The organism is Pseudomonas aestiva, assembly GCF_039908605.1.
Taxonomy (GTDB): Bacteria; Pseudomonadota; Gammaproteobacteria; order Pseudomonadales; family Pseudomonadaceae; genus Chryseomonas; species Chryseomonas aestiva.
In genome coordinates, this window is sequence record NZ_CP150916.1 from 737,481 (window position 1) to 752,550 (window position 15,070).

15 protein-coding genes are annotated in these 15,070 nt (G+C 67.5%); 7 read left to right on the forward strand and 8 right to left on the reverse strand.

Features of this window, described 5'->3' with window-relative positions; all coding sequences use genetic code 11:
• The first annotated feature begins 247 nt into the window (after positions 1–247).
• Positions 248–1,393: an acyltransferase gene (locus tag AABM56_RS03445; RefSeq protein ID WP_347883834.1), complete on the forward strand. Its 1,146-nt coding sequence runs from the start codon at positions 248–250 to the stop codon at positions 1,391–1,393.
• Here the strand turns inward: AABM56_RS03445 and AABM56_RS03450 are convergent.
• From AABM56_RS03450 to AABM56_RS03460, 3 genes are all read right to left on the reverse strand, one after another.
• Positions 1,320–2,222 carry an NAD-dependent protein deacetylase gene (locus AABM56_RS03450; protein ID WP_133862205.1) on the reverse strand — a complete coding sequence of 301 codons (903 nt, stop codon included), beginning with the start codon at positions 2,220–2,222 and terminating at the stop codon, positions 1,320–1,322. The genes AABM56_RS03445 and AABM56_RS03450 overlap by 74 nt on opposite strands.
• Positions 2,223–2,338: 116 nt before the next feature.
• Positions 2,339–2,788 (reverse strand): GyrI-like domain-containing protein, encoded by a 450-nt coding sequence (locus AABM56_RS03455; protein ID WP_133862204.1) that lies wholly within the window; start codon positions 2,786–2,788, stop codon positions 2,339–2,341.
• A 201-nt stretch (positions 2,789–2,989) separates the two neighbouring features.
• Positions 2,990–3,589 carry a TetR/AcrR family transcriptional regulator gene (locus AABM56_RS03460; RefSeq protein ID WP_133862203.1) on the reverse strand — a complete coding sequence of 200 codons (600 nt, stop codon included), beginning with the start codon at positions 3,587–3,589 and terminating at the stop codon, positions 2,990–2,992.
• Positions 3,590–3,661: 72 nt separating this feature from the next.
• On the opposite strand from AABM56_RS03460, the gene bdcA reads away from it, so the two are divergent.
• On the forward strand, positions 3,662–4,375 hold the full coding sequence (gene bdcA / locus AABM56_RS03465) for an SDR family oxidoreductase (RefSeq protein WP_133862202.1): 714 nt from the start codon (positions 3,662–3,664) through the stop codon (positions 4,373–4,375).
• 70 nt (positions 4,376–4,445) lie between these two features.
• Here bdcA and AABM56_RS03470 read toward each other — a convergent pair whose 3' ends face one another.
• Complete coding sequence (locus tag AABM56_RS03470) at positions 4,446–5,330, reverse strand: LysR family transcriptional regulator (protein ID WP_347883835.1); 885 nt, start codon at positions 5,328–5,330, stop codon at positions 4,446–4,448.
• A 123-nt stretch (positions 5,331–5,453) separates the two neighbouring features.
• On the opposite strand from AABM56_RS03470, the gene AABM56_RS03475 reads away from it, so the two are divergent.
• The 4 genes from AABM56_RS03475 (at position 5,454) to AABM56_RS03490 (ending at position 9,408) form a co-directional block, all read left to right on the forward strand.
• A complete protein-coding gene (locus AABM56_RS03475) occupies positions 5,454–6,200 on the forward strand; it encodes a glucose 1-dehydrogenase (protein WP_133862200.1) in 747 nt (248 codons plus the stop codon).
• A gap of 145 nt (positions 6,201–6,345) precedes the next feature.
• Positions 6,346–7,770 (forward strand): MFS transporter, encoded by a 1,425-nt coding sequence (locus AABM56_RS03480; protein ID WP_347883836.1) that lies wholly within the window; start codon positions 6,346–6,348, stop codon positions 7,768–7,770.
• 31 nt (positions 7,771–7,801) lie between these two features.
• Positions 7,802–8,632 (forward strand): oxidoreductase, encoded by an 831-nt coding sequence (locus AABM56_RS03485; RefSeq protein ID WP_133862198.1) that lies wholly within the window; start codon positions 7,802–7,804, stop codon positions 8,630–8,632.
• Positions 8,633–8,829: 197 nt separating this feature from the next.
• A complete protein-coding gene (locus AABM56_RS03490; protein ID WP_263259521.1) occupies positions 8,830–9,408 on the forward strand; it encodes a DUF308 domain-containing protein in 579 nt (192 codons plus the stop codon).
• A gap of 45 nt (positions 9,409–9,453) precedes the next feature.
• Here AABM56_RS03490 and AABM56_RS03495 read toward each other — a convergent pair whose 3' ends face one another.
• Positions 9,454–10,719, reverse strand: coding sequence for an Hsp70 family protein (locus tag AABM56_RS03495; RefSeq protein ID WP_133862196.1), 1,266 nt, complete (start codon positions 10,717–10,719; stop codon positions 9,454–9,456).
• Positions 10,720–10,847: 128 nt separating this feature from the next.
• On the reverse strand, positions 10,848–11,291 hold the full coding sequence (locus AABM56_RS03500; protein WP_347883837.1) for a DUF393 domain-containing protein: 444 nt from the start codon (positions 11,289–11,291) through the stop codon (positions 10,848–10,850).
• A gap of 153 nt (positions 11,292–11,444) precedes the next feature.
• On the opposite strand from AABM56_RS03500, the gene AABM56_RS03505 reads away from it, so the two are divergent.
• The gene (locus AABM56_RS03505; protein WP_133862194.1) at positions 11,445–12,242 is read left to right on the forward strand and encodes an SDR family NAD(P)-dependent oxidoreductase; all 798 of its coding nucleotides are present in this window, start codon (positions 11,445–11,447) and stop codon (positions 12,240–12,242) included.
• A gap of 155 nt (positions 12,243–12,397) precedes the next feature.
• Here the strand turns inward: AABM56_RS03505 and AABM56_RS03510 are convergent, their stop codons facing one another.
• Together AABM56_RS03510 and AABM56_RS03515 are read right to left on the reverse strand one after the other, a co-directional pair.
• The gene (locus tag AABM56_RS03510; RefSeq protein ID WP_133862193.1) at positions 12,398–13,132 is read right to left on the reverse strand and encodes a DUF502 domain-containing protein; all 735 of its coding nucleotides are present in this window, start codon (positions 13,130–13,132) and stop codon (positions 12,398–12,400) included.
• A gap of 86 nt (positions 13,133–13,218) precedes the next feature.
• A complete protein-coding gene (locus AABM56_RS03515) occupies positions 13,219–15,036 on the reverse strand; it encodes a S9 family peptidase (protein WP_133862192.1) in 1,818 nt (605 codons plus the stop codon).
• Positions 15,037–15,070: the final 34 nt, after the last annotated feature.

The following is a 15,070-nucleotide window of genomic DNA, read 5'->3' on the forward strand; positions in this document are numbered from 1 at the left end:
CCAGCGAAACGTCGAACTCAAGGGAACGCCTGTAACAAGACTTGTCTGATGGGCGTTCTCGCGCTTAGCTGAGGCAGCGGACCCTTTCGCTCGCCGCGGTTCTCCTCTCTTTCCGGTCCCTCTGCCCTCGGTCGCGTACCGCGCGGTAGCGTGCCCGGCTGTCGCGCTTTTCTCTCGCTCGCTCCGGCGACCGCTCCGGCGGTCTGGGGGCGGGTCTTTGCCGGTTCCTGTCAAGAAGGTCACGGATATGACTGACGTCGCTCTCCCCATCGCCCTCTACCTGGGCACCCTGGTGCTGCTGGCTTTCGCCCTGCGCCGCAGCCCGTTGCTCACCGAGGAGACCCTAGCGCGCTCCTCGCCGCTGGATGCCCTGCGCGGCATCCTCGCCACCGCCGTGGTCTGCCTGCATTTCGTGCTGACCTATCACCTCAAGGCGGAGGGCCAGTGGCGCGAACCCGACAGCGACCTGCTCTACAACATGGGCGTGGTGCCGGTCTCGCTGTTCTTCATGATCACCGGCTACCTGTTCTTCGGAAAGGTCTATCGGCGCCCGCCGGACTGGAGCGAACTGCTCCGTTCACGGGTGCTGCGGGTGATGCCGCTGTATCTCTGCGTGGTGGCCGTGGTGGTGCTCTTCACCCTGATCCGCACCCACTTCGTCATCGCCGACGGCCAGCACTTCATGCTCGAACTGCTCAGCTGGGAGCTGTTTTCCGGCTTCAGTCTCAACGGCCTGGAAGAGAGCGGCTGGATGACCGCCGGCGCCCACTGGACGCTGCGCTACGAGGCGCTGTTCTATCTGGCCCTGCCGCTCATCGCCGCGCTGTTCAATCGCCGTGGCTTCGGCCTGCCCCTGCTGGTCTCGGCGCTGCTGGTGGGTGGCCTGGTCGCTGCCGGTTATCACTACCACGTGCTGGGCGCGCGCTTCGGGCTGCTGTTCCTGCTGGGGTTCCTGCCGGTGTTCGTCAAGGTCCATCGGCCGGCGCTGCTGGCACGCCTGCGCACGCCCCTGGTGGCGGCACTGTCGCTGGCGCTGGTGGCTTACGCCATGACCCAGCCCGACTACAACCTCAGGCAGATGCTGGCGCTGGCGTTGCCCTTCGCCGCCATGGCCGCCGGCAACGACCTCTTCGGCCTGCTGCGCAGTCGCGGCCTCAAGGTGCTGGGCGAGATCAGCTACAGCCTCTATCTCACCCACGGCCTGCTGCTCTACGGACTCTTCACCCTGCTCAACCTGGGTTCGGTCGAGACCCTGGGTACCGTCGGTTTCATGGCCCTGCTGCCGCCGGTGCTGGTGCTCGCCTGCCTGCTGTCGATGCTCAGCTACCGCTGGATCGAGCGTCCGCTGATGCACCTGGGAAGGGCGCCACGGCCTCGGCAAGTACCGGCGTAAGCGCCGGCGCCGCCCCGGGATACTCCAGCAGAAAGGCCAGTGCCTGGGCGCAGGAGGCTTCCACCTTGAGCGCCAGCAGGTCGTCCGCGCGGGTCCGCCCATAGCCCAGGGCGGCGATGGGCAAGCCGGCGCGGGCCGCGGCCTGGGCGAAGCGAAAGCCCGAATAGACCATCAGCGACGAGCCCACCACCAGCAGCGCATCGGCGCGGCCCAGGTGGGCGAAGGCGCGCTCCACCCGCGCGCCGGGCACGTGTTCGCCAAAGAACACCACGTCCGGCTTGAGCAGGGCGCCGCAGCGCGGGCAGTCGGGCACCCGGAAATTCATGAAGTCCACGCCTTCCAGATCGGCATCGCCATCCGGCGCAGTAGCCGCGTCCAGCGCTAGCCAGTCGCCATTGAGTTCGCCCAGCCACTGCTGGAATTCCTGGCGCGGCAGGCGCAGCTCGCAACCCAGGCAACGGATCTGGTCGAGGCGGCCGTGCAGGTCGATCACCGCCTCGCTGCCGGCGGCCTGGTGCAGCCGATCGACGTTCTGGGTCAGCAGCATCTCCACCTGGCCACGCCGCTCCAGGGCCGCCAGGGCCTGATGGGTGGCGTTGGGCCGCGCCTGGCAGAAGCGCGGCCAGCCGATCAGGCTGCGTGCCCAGTAGCGGCGGCGCAAGAGTTCGTCGCCGACGAAGGCCTGCAGGGTGACCGGTTGCGGGCGCTTCCAGGCGCCGTCGCGGTCGCGGTAGTCGGGAATGCCGGAATCGGTGCTGCAACCGGCACCGGTGAGCAGGAAGATCCGCTCGTGCCGGGCGATAAATGACTGGAGCTCGGGCAGGGACATCGGGCACCTGGAGTTGCGGACGATACCCCCAGCTTGGAAAGGGTTATGCCGGGAGGCAAGCCGCAGCTGACGAACGTCCTGTCCGGCGTGCGGCGCTCCGCCCGAAGGACGCCTTGCTAGAACACCGGCACGTAGATGTAGATCTGCGAATCCTGGGCATCCACCCCGGTGAAGGCCTCGGTGTAGTGCTCGAAGCAGGCGCCCGGGCGGGGTTGCAGGCCGCGTGCCGGCAGCAGCTCGGCGAACAGTCGGCCGAGGCTCTTGGCCACGCTGGGCGCGGTGCCCAGGTGCACGTAGCGGGCATAGCGGCCTTCCGGCAGTTCCTGGCGCACCATGCCGGCGGGCAGCGGCGCGCCCGGCGCGGTGGCCACCGCGGCCAGGTAGTGCATGGCGCCGGCCTGACGCCAGCTCAGGCCATACCATTCGGCGTCGCCTTCGCGGCCGGTGATTTCCCCGGCGCGGTCGGCGAAGCGCCGCCAGAGGGCGGCGATGTCTTCGCCCTGGCCAGGCTCGAACAGCAGACCGGTCACTTCCAGGGCGGGATGGTCGACGATTTCCAGCGACATGGGACAGACTCTCTCGAAGATGCGATGAAGGCCGCCACCTTACTCCAGCGGCGCCTCGCGGTCAGCCTGGGCAGGGCATAAGCCGGTCAGGCGAAAGGTCGCAGCGGACCCGTGGCGCCATTCCGATTCGCCGGGTGTGTTCCTGGCGGCTGCCGATTCGGCGAGCACCCCTGCTGCGCCACCCGGGTGCCAGGCTGGGGTTCAGCGGTCCTCGGCAAGCGCCTGGGTCAGCGCCAGGCCCGCCAGGCGCGCGCTGGCCAGCAGCCGCTCCGGACTCTGCCCATGGCGGGCACTGGCGGAGAGCCCGGCCATGGTGGTGATGACGAAGTCGGTCAGCTCCTGCGCCCGTTCCGGCTTGCAGGCGGCGACCCGGGTGCGGATGAGCGCCTGGGCCGCCTGGTGGTAACGGTCGGCCGCCGCGCGGGCCTGGGGATCGTCGGAATGGGTGCCCTCCAGCACCAGGCAGCCGGCCGCACTGGGATCGACAGTATAGCTGCGCGCCACCTCTTCCAGCACCTGGGTCAGGACCTCCGCCAGGGATAGCTCGGCCTCCAGGATGTGCTGCAGCAGCACGGCGCCCGTCGCAATGTAGCGATCGAGCACCCGCTGGTAGAGCTCGAGCTTGCTGCCGAAGGCCGCATAGAAGCTCGGCGGCCTGATCCCGAGCGCCTGGGTCAGGTCGGCGACGCTCACCCCGTCGTAGCCCCTTTCATGGAACAGGCGCTGGGCCTGGACGATGGCCTCGTCCGGATCGAAACGGCGGGGCCGCCCACGGGGTGCGGATTTATTTGTAGTGCTCATTACAAAAATACTTTGACAGCGGCCGGGAGAGGCTTATTGTAGCACTCACTACATTAATCAGGAGGCAGATCCATGAGCAATTTCGCAGGCAAGAAGATCCTGGTGCTGGGCGGCAGTCGCGGCATAGGCGCCGCCATCGTGCGGCGCTTCGCCGCCGAAGGTGCCCGGGTGACCTTTACCTATGCCAGTTCCGCTGACGCCGCCCTGGCCCTCGCCGCGGAGACCGGGAGCTCCGCCGAGCTGACCGACAGCGCCGACCGCGACGCGGTGATCGCCCGGGTGCGCGCCTGTGGTCCGCTGGACGTGCTGGTGGTGAATTCCGGCGTGGCGCTGTTCGGCGATGCCCTGGAACAGGAGCCGGACGCTGTCGATCGCCTGCTGCGCATCAACGTCCAGGCGCCGTATCACGCAGCGGTCGAGGCGGCGCGGCAGATGCCGGCAGGCGGGCGGATCATCGTCATCGGCTCGGTGAATGGCGATCGCATGCCGTTGCCCGGCCTGGCCGCCTATGCCATGAGCAAGTCCGCCCTGCAGGGACTCGCCCGTGGTCTGGCGCGGGACTTCGGTCCACGCGGCATCACCGTCAACGTGGTGCAACCCGGACCCATCGATACCGAGATGAATCCGGCCGATGGCCCCATGAAGGAGCTGATGCACAGCTTCCTGGCGATCAAGCGCCACGGCAGCGCCGACGAGGTGGCCGGCATGGTCGCCTGGCTGTCCGGCCCCGAGGCCGGCTTCGTCACCGGTGCCATGCACACCATCGACGGCGCCTTCGGCGCCTGATCGCGGCCCGCGCCGCTATCGCCCGGGGCCCAGGCGATAGGGGCGACTGCCCGTTGTCCGGCTGGCGCACCTAGTGCGCCGGTCCCAATACCTCTTCGGCGATATCCAGCAGCGCCCGCAGCCTGTCCATGTGGCGCAGGTCCTGGTGATAGCCCACCCAGATGTCCCGTGACGGAGGAATGCCGAAGCTTTCGATGAGCTGCAGTCCTGGCGTCGCATCGCCGAGCGGGCGAGGCAGCACGGCAACCCCCAGTCCCCGGCGGCACATCTGCGCCTGAACGGTTCGACTGGTACTGGTGAAGGCGCGTTGCGCTCCCGGCAGCCGATCGAGCAACCAGGCGACATCGGGAAAGTGCGCTTGCGCGCTGTTCATGAGGATCAGCCCGACCGCGGCCGTATCCTCCTGCACGGCCAGCGCCGTCGCGGCGGAGCCATAGAGGCCATAGGGCATCCTCAGGAAACGGCGCTGCACGATATCCGGTTCGCTGAAGGGCACCAGACGAAAGGCCACGTCCGCATCGCGGCGGGAGAGATCCAGCAGTCGATAGCTGGCAATGACCTCGGGTACCACGGCAGGATGCCGCCGGGTGACGTCGGCCAGGACCGGCGCCAGAACATAGCCGGCAAACCAGTCCGCCGAAGAGATTCGCAGGATGCCCTCCAGGCGCTGGTGATTACCTGCCAGACGCCGCTCCATGGCCAGGGCCGAGGCTTCCATGGACTCGGCCAGGGCGAATACGGCATCTCCCGAATTCGTGAGGATCAGGCCCTCGCGAGTGCGCCTTAGCAGCGCCTGTCCGGCTTCATCCTCGAGCGTTTTGATCCGTCGACCTACCGTCGGGTGGCTGATGCCCAAGGCTCGCGCGGCCGCGCCATAGGATCCGCCGCGGGCGACGGCCAGAAAGATTCGTACATCGCTCCATTCCATGGCTAATCTACGTTCAAAAATGAACATTAAATATGCAGGAAAGGCAGTCCCCAAACAATATCGTAAGGGCGACCATGGCGGTTCACATCGACTCAGATACGTTGGATTCAGCCAGGGATGTTCGAACTGGCTCCATGCAGGTGAGCAGCTATGGGCAGATTGCTGGATAGGGTTGCGATTGTAACGGGCGCCTCCAAGGGCATCGGCGCGGGTATTGCCCGGCAATTGGCGGCGGACGGCGCCAAGGTCGTCATCAGCTATGCGTCCGACAAGGACGGGGCGGACGCCGTCCTCGCTGACATCGAGGCAGCAGGGGGTACGGCTATCGCGCTACGCGCCGATGTCCGCCAACGGGCCGATATGGAGGCCTTGGTAAAGGCGGCCCTCGAACACTTCGGTCGCCTGGATATCCTGGTGAACAATTCCGGCGTCTATCAGTTCGCCAGGGTCGAAGACACCACGGTAGAGCTGTATCGGCTGCAATTCGACATCAATGTGCTCGGACCCTTGCAGCTCATAGGCGCCGCCAGTCCCTATCTGGGCGCCGGCAGCAGCATCATCAACATCAGCTCGAACGTCACCAGCGTGCTGCCGGCGGAAAGCGCCGTCTACAGCGGCACCAAGGGCGCGCTCGATGCGATCACCGGGGTGCTCGCCCGCGAGCTGGGCCCTCGTGGGATCCGCGTGAATGCCGTCAATCCTGGCCTCATCGAAACCGAGGGCACCCGGACCGCCGGCGCCCTGGGCGCGGAATTCCAGGCCTGGAACGAGGCCTGCACCCCACTCGGCCGTATCGGCCAGGTACGGGATATCGCCCCCATCGTCGCCTTTCTGGCGTCCGACGATGCCGGCTGGGTGACCGGCGAATTCATCTTCGGCTCCGGCGGCATGCGCTAGACCAGGCGGTTGCCTGCGCCGCGCGCGCCGATCGCTGACGCCCTGCCAGCTCTAGCCACGCTTTCGAGAAATCGCTGCACCTACAGGTCGCGGGCCGGCAACGCCTGCGCGGATCAGGATGCAGCTCGATTAACGGTAAACGTCCATGAACTCATCCCTGCCCAAGGTCCAGCCCGACAGCCGTCGCTGGTTCGCGCTGGGCGTGCTGCTGATCGGTACGCTGCTGCCACCGCTCGACTTCTTCATCGTCAACGTGGCCCTCCCGGTGATTCGTCGCGACTTCGCTACCACGTCGGATCTGGCGCAACTGGTGGTCTCCGTCTATGCGACGGCTTATGCGGTCACCCTTATCCTGGGCGGGCGTCTGGGCGATATGTTCGGCCGCAAGCGTGTCTACCTTGGCGGCATGCTGGGCTTTGGTATCGCCTCGGCACTGTGCGGGGTCGCGCCAACGCCAGCCATGCTGATTGCCGGACGGCTGCTGCAGGGCGTGGCGGCTGCCATCATGGCGCCGCAGTCCATGGCCCTGATCCATGCGACCTTCCCCGCGGAAGAGAAGAATCGGGCGCTCGGCCTGTACGGCGCGACCTTCGGACTCGCCGCTGTGCTGGGCCAGCTCTTGAGTGGGGTGCTGATAGAGGCCAATCCCTTCGGATTGGGCTGGCGCAGCATCTTCCTCATCAATCTTCCCGTCATTCTCTGCGCCCTGCCGACCGCGCTGGTCGTGCTGCGCGAGAGCCGGGCCCGGCAACCGGGCCGGCTGGATGTCATGGGCGCCGGCCTCCTCGCGGCTGGGCTGTTGGCGCTGGTCGTACCCCTGGTCGAGGGGCCACGACTGCATTGGCCCTGGTGGTCGCTGCCCCTGCTCATCGTCAGTGCCGGGTTGCTGATCGCCTTCTGGCGCTACGAGCAGCGCAAGGAAGCGGCCGGTGAGACGCCCCTGGTACTGCCTTCCTTGCTCACCGCCTCCCGGCTCAGACGCACCCTCCTGGCGACCTTTCTGTTCTATGCCCTGGCGCCTTTCTTTCTCATCTTCGCCGTCTACCAGCAGGCCGGTCTGGGTCACGGAGCCCTGGCTGCGGGTTGGGCGATCCTGCCCCTGGGGATCGGATTCCTCTGCGGGCCCCTGTGCAGTCCGCATCTTGCCCAACGGCTGGGCGCACGCACCGCCGCCCTTGGCATGGCCCTGGAGGTCCTGGGCCTGATGTTGGCGGCGGCACTGGCGGGCTTGCCCAGCTGGCTGCCGGTGCCGCTGCTGTTGATCGGCCTGGGGCAGGGCATAGCGCTTCCGGCCCTGGTGAGAATGAACGCGGATCAGGTGGCACCGAGCCTGGCCGGACTCGCCGCCGGCTTGATGAATGCCACCTTGCAGATCAGCGCCGCCCTCGCGGTAGCGCTCATTGGTGGCCTGTTTTTCGCCCTTGCCCCCGATGGCGCTGGCGGGAAAGCGGTGCAGGTCGCCTTTGCCGTTGCCGCCCTGACGATGGGTGGTGCCTTGGCGCTGGCGGCCGTTTTGAGCTGGCCTAGCGCCCCGACGACCGCCTGGCGCGGGGCCTGTGACGCAGAGTGAACAGCGCTTTTCAAGGCGCGAGGAGAACAGCATGAGAAAGACCTGGCTCATTACCGGCTGCTCGAGCGGTCTTGGCGGCCATATCGCCGCAACGGCCGCTGCGCGGGGTGACCGCATCGTGGCAACGGCTCGCGATCCCGCCGTACTGCAACCCTTGGCCCGGCAATTTCCGGAGAACCTGAGGGCCGTGCAGCTGGATGTCACCGACCCCCTTTCGGTGGCCGCCGCGCTTGCCTTTGCAGAGCGGGAGTTCGGTGGTCTGGATGTCCTGGTGAACAACGCCGGGATAGGCTTCATCGGTGCCGTGGAGGAGGCCGAGCCCAGCGAATACCGGCCGGTATTCGAGGTGAATGTATTCGGCCTGATCGAAACGACCCGCCTGGCGTTGCCTCTCCTGCGTCGGCGCGGCGGCGGCCGTATCGTCAACCTGTCATCCGGGGCAGGGCTCTCGGGAGGACCGGGTTCCGGCTACTACAGCGCGAGCAAGTTTGCGGTCGAGGGCTTTTCCGAATCGCTGGCCAGGGAAGTGGAACCCTTCGGAATCCGCGTGACCATCGTCGAGCCCGGGCCGTTTCGCACCGATTTTCTCGGGCGCTCCATCGCCATGGCGAACCAGGTGATCCCGGCCTATGCCGACACGGCGGGGCGCCGGCGTGCCTACCGGGACAGCAATGACGGCAAGCAGGCGGGAGATCCGCGAAAGGCTGCCGCGGTGATAGTGCAGGCCGTCATGGCGCCCGAGCCGCCCTTGCATCTGCCGCTTGGACCGGTCGCCTACGACATCGCGGAACGCAAGTCGCAGGCGCTGCGCGCTGACATGGCGGCCTGGCGCGACCTCGCCCTGCATACCGACTTCGACTGATCGATCCTGGCGGGGCTGCGATGCCCGTGGCCCCGGCCCTTCCACCCACCTCGCGGATCATCTCGATCCCTATGCCCAACCCGCGCGAGCGGCACGTTCAGCGCGGTGAGGTGCCAGGGCCGTTTTGCCTGGTGAGTGGATTCCTGGCTCGGCAAGCGTCCTTGCCGTTCCGTAAATGAACACCGCTGGAGTGCTCCATGAGTCATACCTTCCCGAATTCGACTGCCGGCCACTGGCTGCAACGCTACTATTTCATCAGGGCTGCGGTTTCGCTGCTGTGGATCGCGCTGGCGCTCGCCATTGGCCATGAGCAGGGGTGGGCGGGGCCGCTGTTGCTCGTCCTCTACCCTGCCTGGGATGCCCTGGCGAATGTTCTGGATGCCCGCCAGAGCGGCGGGCTGCGGCACAACACTGCGCAACGGCTCAACGCCGTCGTCAGTCTGGGCGTCGCGGTGGCGATAGGGCTGGCATTGATATTCGGCCCAGGCGCCGCGATCGGGGTGTTCGGGGTCTGGGCCCTGGCCGCTGGACTTTTCCAGCTGGTCGTGGCGGTACGGCGCTGGCGGACGTCCGCTGGCCAGTGGGCGATGATCCTGAGTGGCGCTCAATCCGCCCTGGCGGGTGGCTTCTTCGTCAAGCAGGCGACTGACGGAGTCCCGCTGGATGTTTCCAGCGTGACGCCTTATGTGGCTTTCGGTGCCTGCTACTTCATGGTCTCGGCGGCTTGGCTGGCGGTCGCGAGATGGCGGCGGAGCGCGGCCGGCAAGCGAGCCTGAGGTGGAGCCGACGCCCTGGTGGGCGCCGACCCGGTGGCGAAGGACTCAGCCGTAGCGCTTGAACGCTTCGATGGCCAGGCCGTTGCCGATGTTGCCGAAGCGGTCGCCGTCCACCAGGCGGGCGCCGGGGAAGCGCCTGGCCAGGGCCTGGCGCAGCGCCGGGATGCCGCTGGAGCCGCCGGTGAAGAACAGGCTGTCGACCCGCGCGGGATCGAGGTCGGCGCGGGCCAGCAGGTCGTCCACGCCGCGGCTCAGGCGTTCCAGTTGTAGGGCGATGGCGGCGTCGAACAGCGGCCGTTCCAGATCCGCGGCCAGGCCGGTCTCGATGCGATCCAGGCGCAGGGTGCGGCGCCAGTCGTCGGTCAGGGCGATCTTGGCGTCTTCCACCTGGATCGCCAGCCAGTGGCCGGCGCGCTGTTCGATCAGTTTGAACAGGCGATCCATGCAGCGGGTGTCCTGGGCGTCGTATCTCATGTCGCGCAGGCCCAGCACGCTCTTCTTGGCGTAGACGGCGTTGATGGTGTGCCAGGTCGCCAGGTTGATGTAGTGGCTGGTGGGCATGGTGGCGCCGCTCTTCATGGCGCTGCCGTAGCCCAGCAGCGGCATCACCCCTTCCAGACTCAGCTGGCGGTCGAAGTCGGTGCCGCCGACGTGCACGCCGCCGGTGGCGAGGATGTCGCCGGCGCGGTCGGCCAGGTTGCGGCGCTCCGGCGCCAGGCGTACCAGGGAAAAGTCCGAGGTACCGCCGCCGATGTCGACGATCAGCACCAGCTCTTCGCGCTCGATGCTGCGCTCGTAGTCGAAGGCGGCGGCAAGGGGTTCGAACTGGAAGGAGATGTCGCTGAAGCCCACCTGGCGTGCCACCGCGGCCAGGGTGTTCTCGGCCTCTTGGTCGGCGACCGGATCGTCATCGACGAAATGCACCGGACGGCCCAGCACCACGGCGTCGAAGGGGCGATCGGCCTGCTGTTCGGCGCGCTGCTTGAGGGTGCCAAGAAACAGGCCGAGCACCTCGGTGAAGGGCAGGGCGCTGCCGAGGATGCTGGTCTCGCCCTTGAGCAGATTGGAGCCGAGCAGACTCTTGAGCGAGCGCAGCAGACGCCCCTCATAGCCTTCCAGGTATTCGTGCAGGGCCTGACGGCCATAGGCCGGGCGGCGCTCCTCGGCGTTGAAGAAGATCACCGAGGGCAGGGTGGCCTTGCCTTCTTCGAGGGCCAGCAGGACCTCGCCGGAAGGCCTGAGCCAGCCAGCGGTGGAATTGGAGGTGCCGAAGTCGAGGCCCAGGGCGCGGGCGGGTAGAGCAGCAGACATGTCAGGATCCGTAACGCGAGCAGCCGCGCAGTTTAGCCGAGACACGCGTGCAGGCGAACCCTGGCCGGATGCCAGCAGGGTTGGCCGGTGTCTTTCAGGCCCGTGGCGAGGGCAGGCGAGCGATGGCGTCAGCCCTTGCGCGAGCGGTCGCGCGGTGCCTCCAGCGTGCAGACGTCATCCTGGCAACGCCGACTGCCCTCAGGATGCGGCAGCCAGGTCAGACCCGGGCGCAGCTTGAGAAACAGGCGATAGCCCACTTCCAGCAGCGGCCGCAGCGGCCGCCAGCCCAACGGTCGGGCCCAGTGACCGAGGCCGGCGATGCGCCAGCTCCAGTAGGTGGCGTCCAGGCCCTTGAACCAGCGGCCATCGGCATCCCGGGCATGCAGCAGGTCGAGCATGGCCTGGCGCGGCGGGGCATCGGCCGGCGCCTGCGTGGGGTAGTCCGGCGCCGCCAGGTCCACCAGCCGCAGTTGGCTGGGGTCGGCATGGCGGCGCAGCCAGGCGATCTCGCGGGCGCACAGCGGACAGGCGCTGTCGTGAAAGAGGGTCAGGGGCAGACGAGGTGCGTGCATCGTGATCTTCCCAGGGAGCTTGCCTATCTGGACCGGCAGGCAGGGCGGCCGTTGCGCTTTCCGCCGAACGGTAAGCGCAACGGCCTCTCGTGGCGAGTCGGAATCAGAGACGCCGGATCACGGCATGGTAAGCAATCTGATAGCGAGGTCGGTATGGATCTGGGAATCAAGGGGCGCGTCGCCCTCATCACGGGTGCCAGCGGTGGCATGGGTCTGGCCACGGCGAAGCTGCTGGCCGAGGAGGGCGTCAAGCTGGTGCTCTCCGATCTGGAGCAGGGCAAACTGGAAGAGGCGGCCAAGGGCCTACCGGGCGATACGCTGCTGATCGCCGCCGACATGACCGACCAGGCGGCGGTGGACCAACTGGTGGAGCAGGGTGAGGCCCGCTTCGGCCAGATCGACATCGTGGTGCACACCGCCGGTGTAACCGGCGCCAAGGGCGATCCCCTGGAACTGGCCGATGCCGACTACGAGGAAGCCTGGGCCACCGACTTCTTTTCCGCCGTGCGCGTTGGCCGCGCCGCCATCCCGCGCATGCGCCGGCGCGGCTGGGGTCGCTTCGTCTGCATCACCTCGGAAAACGCCGTCCAGCCCTATTGGGAAGAGGCCGTCTACAACGTGGCCAAGGCCGCCCTGGCCGCCTTCATCAAGAACCTGTCGTACAAGGAAGCGGCCCACGGCGTGCTGTGCAATACCGTGTCGCCGGCCTTCATCGAGACCGGCATGACCGACGGCATGATGGAAAAGCGCGCCAAGGAAAAGGGCGTCTCCTTCGAGGAAGCCATCGAAAGCTTCCTCGACGAAGAGCGGCCCGGCATCGTGCAGAAGCGCCGCGGCAAGGTGGAAGAGGTGGCCGCGGCCATCGCCCTGCTGGTGTCCGAACGCGGCTCCTTCATCAACGGCAGCAACCTGCGCGTGGATGGCGGTTCGGTCCAGGCGGTGCAGAACTAAGAATCTATTCGCGATCTGCTGCGCGTCGGCCAAACTGCGTTGAAAATGGCCTGGGTCGCCAGCCCGGTCGGAATGCTCATTTACCAGTTGTAAACTCCGCTTCCTCAGCCCTTTTCGCCTTGTTTGTCTCTAGCTCGCGAGACCGTGAACAGATTCTAAGACGGGCGGGGCGGCTCCTCGGCCGTCCCGTTTTCCTGCTGGCGGCGCACGGCCTCTTCCAGCGGAATGAATTCCACCTGGCGGTCCTTGACCACTGGCGGCAGGGTGATGCCCATGGAGACATAGATGCTGGTGAACATGTCGACGCCCATGTCCGCCGGCTTCACCCAGTCCACCGGGACATAGAGCAGCCCGCCACCCACGGGTACCGGCGCCGAGGGCACCAGCACGGCGTGATAGTGGCGACCCTCGATGTCGATCACCGCCGGATTGGGCAGCAGTGCCAGCACCGCCACGCCCTTGCCCCCAAAGAAGCACCACACCGGACTCATGGCGCGGATGTCCGCTCCACCTTCCTTGCGATCGAGCAACTCGACGAAGCGCTCGGCCAGGCCATAGAGCTTGCCTACCACCGGAATGCGGCGAAAGGTCATGTCGGCGAACCAGCCCAGCGGCCGACGCAGTCCCAGCTTGACCGCCAGGCCCAGCGGATAGAGCAGCACCAGGAGCAGCAGGGTGCCGAGGCCATAGGCCGCCAGGGAATTGCCGACGAAGGGATGACCGACTGCCACGAACAACCGGCCCAGGGTGGTGTTGGGGCCGATCAGGCCATTGAGGAAACTGACGATCCAGCCGATCAGCGCCAGGGTCAGCACCAGCGGCAGGAGCAGCAGCAGACCGGCCAGCCAGGTGGAGACGATGCTTTCGATACCGCGGCGAACGAAGGGCATGCAAGAACTCGACGGCTAAAGCGCCATTCTATACGGGCCAGGCGCACCCAGCGTCGGCGCGGGCCGACTTTCTGAGCGCGCCTTCCTCATAGCCAGCGACGATAGAAGGCGGCTTCCTGTTCCAGGGCGTCCGCCTGGTTGACCGCCCGGCGAAAGCCATGGCCCTCGTCGGGATAGCGCCTGACCACCACCGGTATGCCGCGTGCCTCCAGCGCCGCAGCCATGGCATCGGTCTGGGCGGGGACCACCACGGCGTCCTTGAGGCCCTGCAGGAAGATCACCGGCGCCTGGATGCCCTCGGCATGCAGCAACGGGGTGCGTGCCTCGTAGCGCGCGCGATCGGCTTCGGGATCGCCGATCAGCCAGTCCAGATAGTCGGCCTCGAACTTGTGGGTGGCCTTGGCCAGCGCCAGGGGATCGCTGACGCCATAGAGGCTGGCGCCGGCGCGAAAGACATCGCGGAAGGCCAGGGCGCAGAGCACCGTATAGCCACCGGCGCTGCCACCGCGGATAAAGGCGCGCGCCGGGTCCGCCAAGCCCTGGGCGCCCAGGTAGGCGACCACCGCACAGGCATCCTCGACGTCCACTTCGCCCCAGCGCAGGTGCAGCGCCTGGCGGTAGGCCCGACCGTGGCCGCTGCTGCCGCGATAGTTGAGATCGGCCACGGCGAAGCCCTGGCGGACCCAGAACTGGATGCGCGCATCGAACACCGGATAGGTGCAGGAGGTGGGTCCGCCGTGGATGCTGACCAGCAGCGGCGGCGGACCCTCGCCCTGCCGTTCCGGCAGATAGAGAAAGCCCTGGGCCTGGCCGTCGCCACTGGGATAGCTCAGCGACCGGGGCGCGACGATGGCGCTGTCGCCGAGGGGCGCGACGCCGCCGGTGACGATCTCCACCGCACCACTCCGGCGATCGATGGCCAGCACCGCCGAGGGGCGTGTGGGCGCCGCGGCGATGCAATAGCAATAATTGTCGTCCAGGGCCAAGCCACGGAAGCGGCTGAAGTCTGTGGCCAGGTGGCGGGTCTCGCCCGCGGCCCGGCGCTCGCCAAGCACACCGAAGCCGTCTTCCTGCCAGGTCGCCAGCCAGCCTTCCGCGGTCGGCAACCAGCTGCTACCGCCCAGCTGCCAGGGCGCCGCCGCGTGATCCGCCGCGGGTGCCTGCTGGGGCGCGAAGCCCTCCGCGGACTCGCACCAGGGCTGCCACCAGCCCTGGCGATCGCTCAGCGCCCAGAGCCGCTGCTCGCTGTCGAACAGCGGTTGTTGCAGCGACTCGTCGGGGTCGGCCGACACGACGGTGGGTGCACCGGGGCGTCCTGCGGTCTCCAGCGTCGCCGTCAGCAGCCGGGTGCGGGTCCAGGGCTGGTGCGGTCTGTCCCACTCGATCCAGGCCAGTCGACGGCCGTCGGCGCTGGTACGCGGCGCCGCATAGAAATCCGCGCCCTCGGCCAGCACCCGGCGCTCGCCGCCCGAGCTCAGGGCGACCAGGCGATGACGCGGCGGCTGTTCGCGGCGATCCTCCTCGACCGCCAGCACCTGCTGCCGGACGCCATCCCAGTGCAGATCGCCGTAGCGCCAGCGTTCGCCGCCCGCCAGGCGTTCGGGCGCGCCGCCCTCTCGCGGTTGGCGATAGATCGCCTGGTCGGCTTCGTTGACGAACAGCGGTCCCTGGTCACCCAGACAGAGGGCACCGCCGCCGTATTCATAGACCTTGCTGCGCAGGCTGAAGCCCGCCGGCGTAAGGCACCGCGGCGCCGCGCCGGCTTCGCGAACCCAGAGGCGAGTAGCGCCATCGGTGGGGTCGTATTGGCTCCAGTAGAGGCCGCTGGCATCGACCTTGAGTTCGGCGAAGTCGATACCGGCGGCAACGGCCTGGGCCGGCGTGAGCGGGATAGGGGCGGTCATGGCGACTCCAGAGAGGGACACAGCCGTCTAGCCT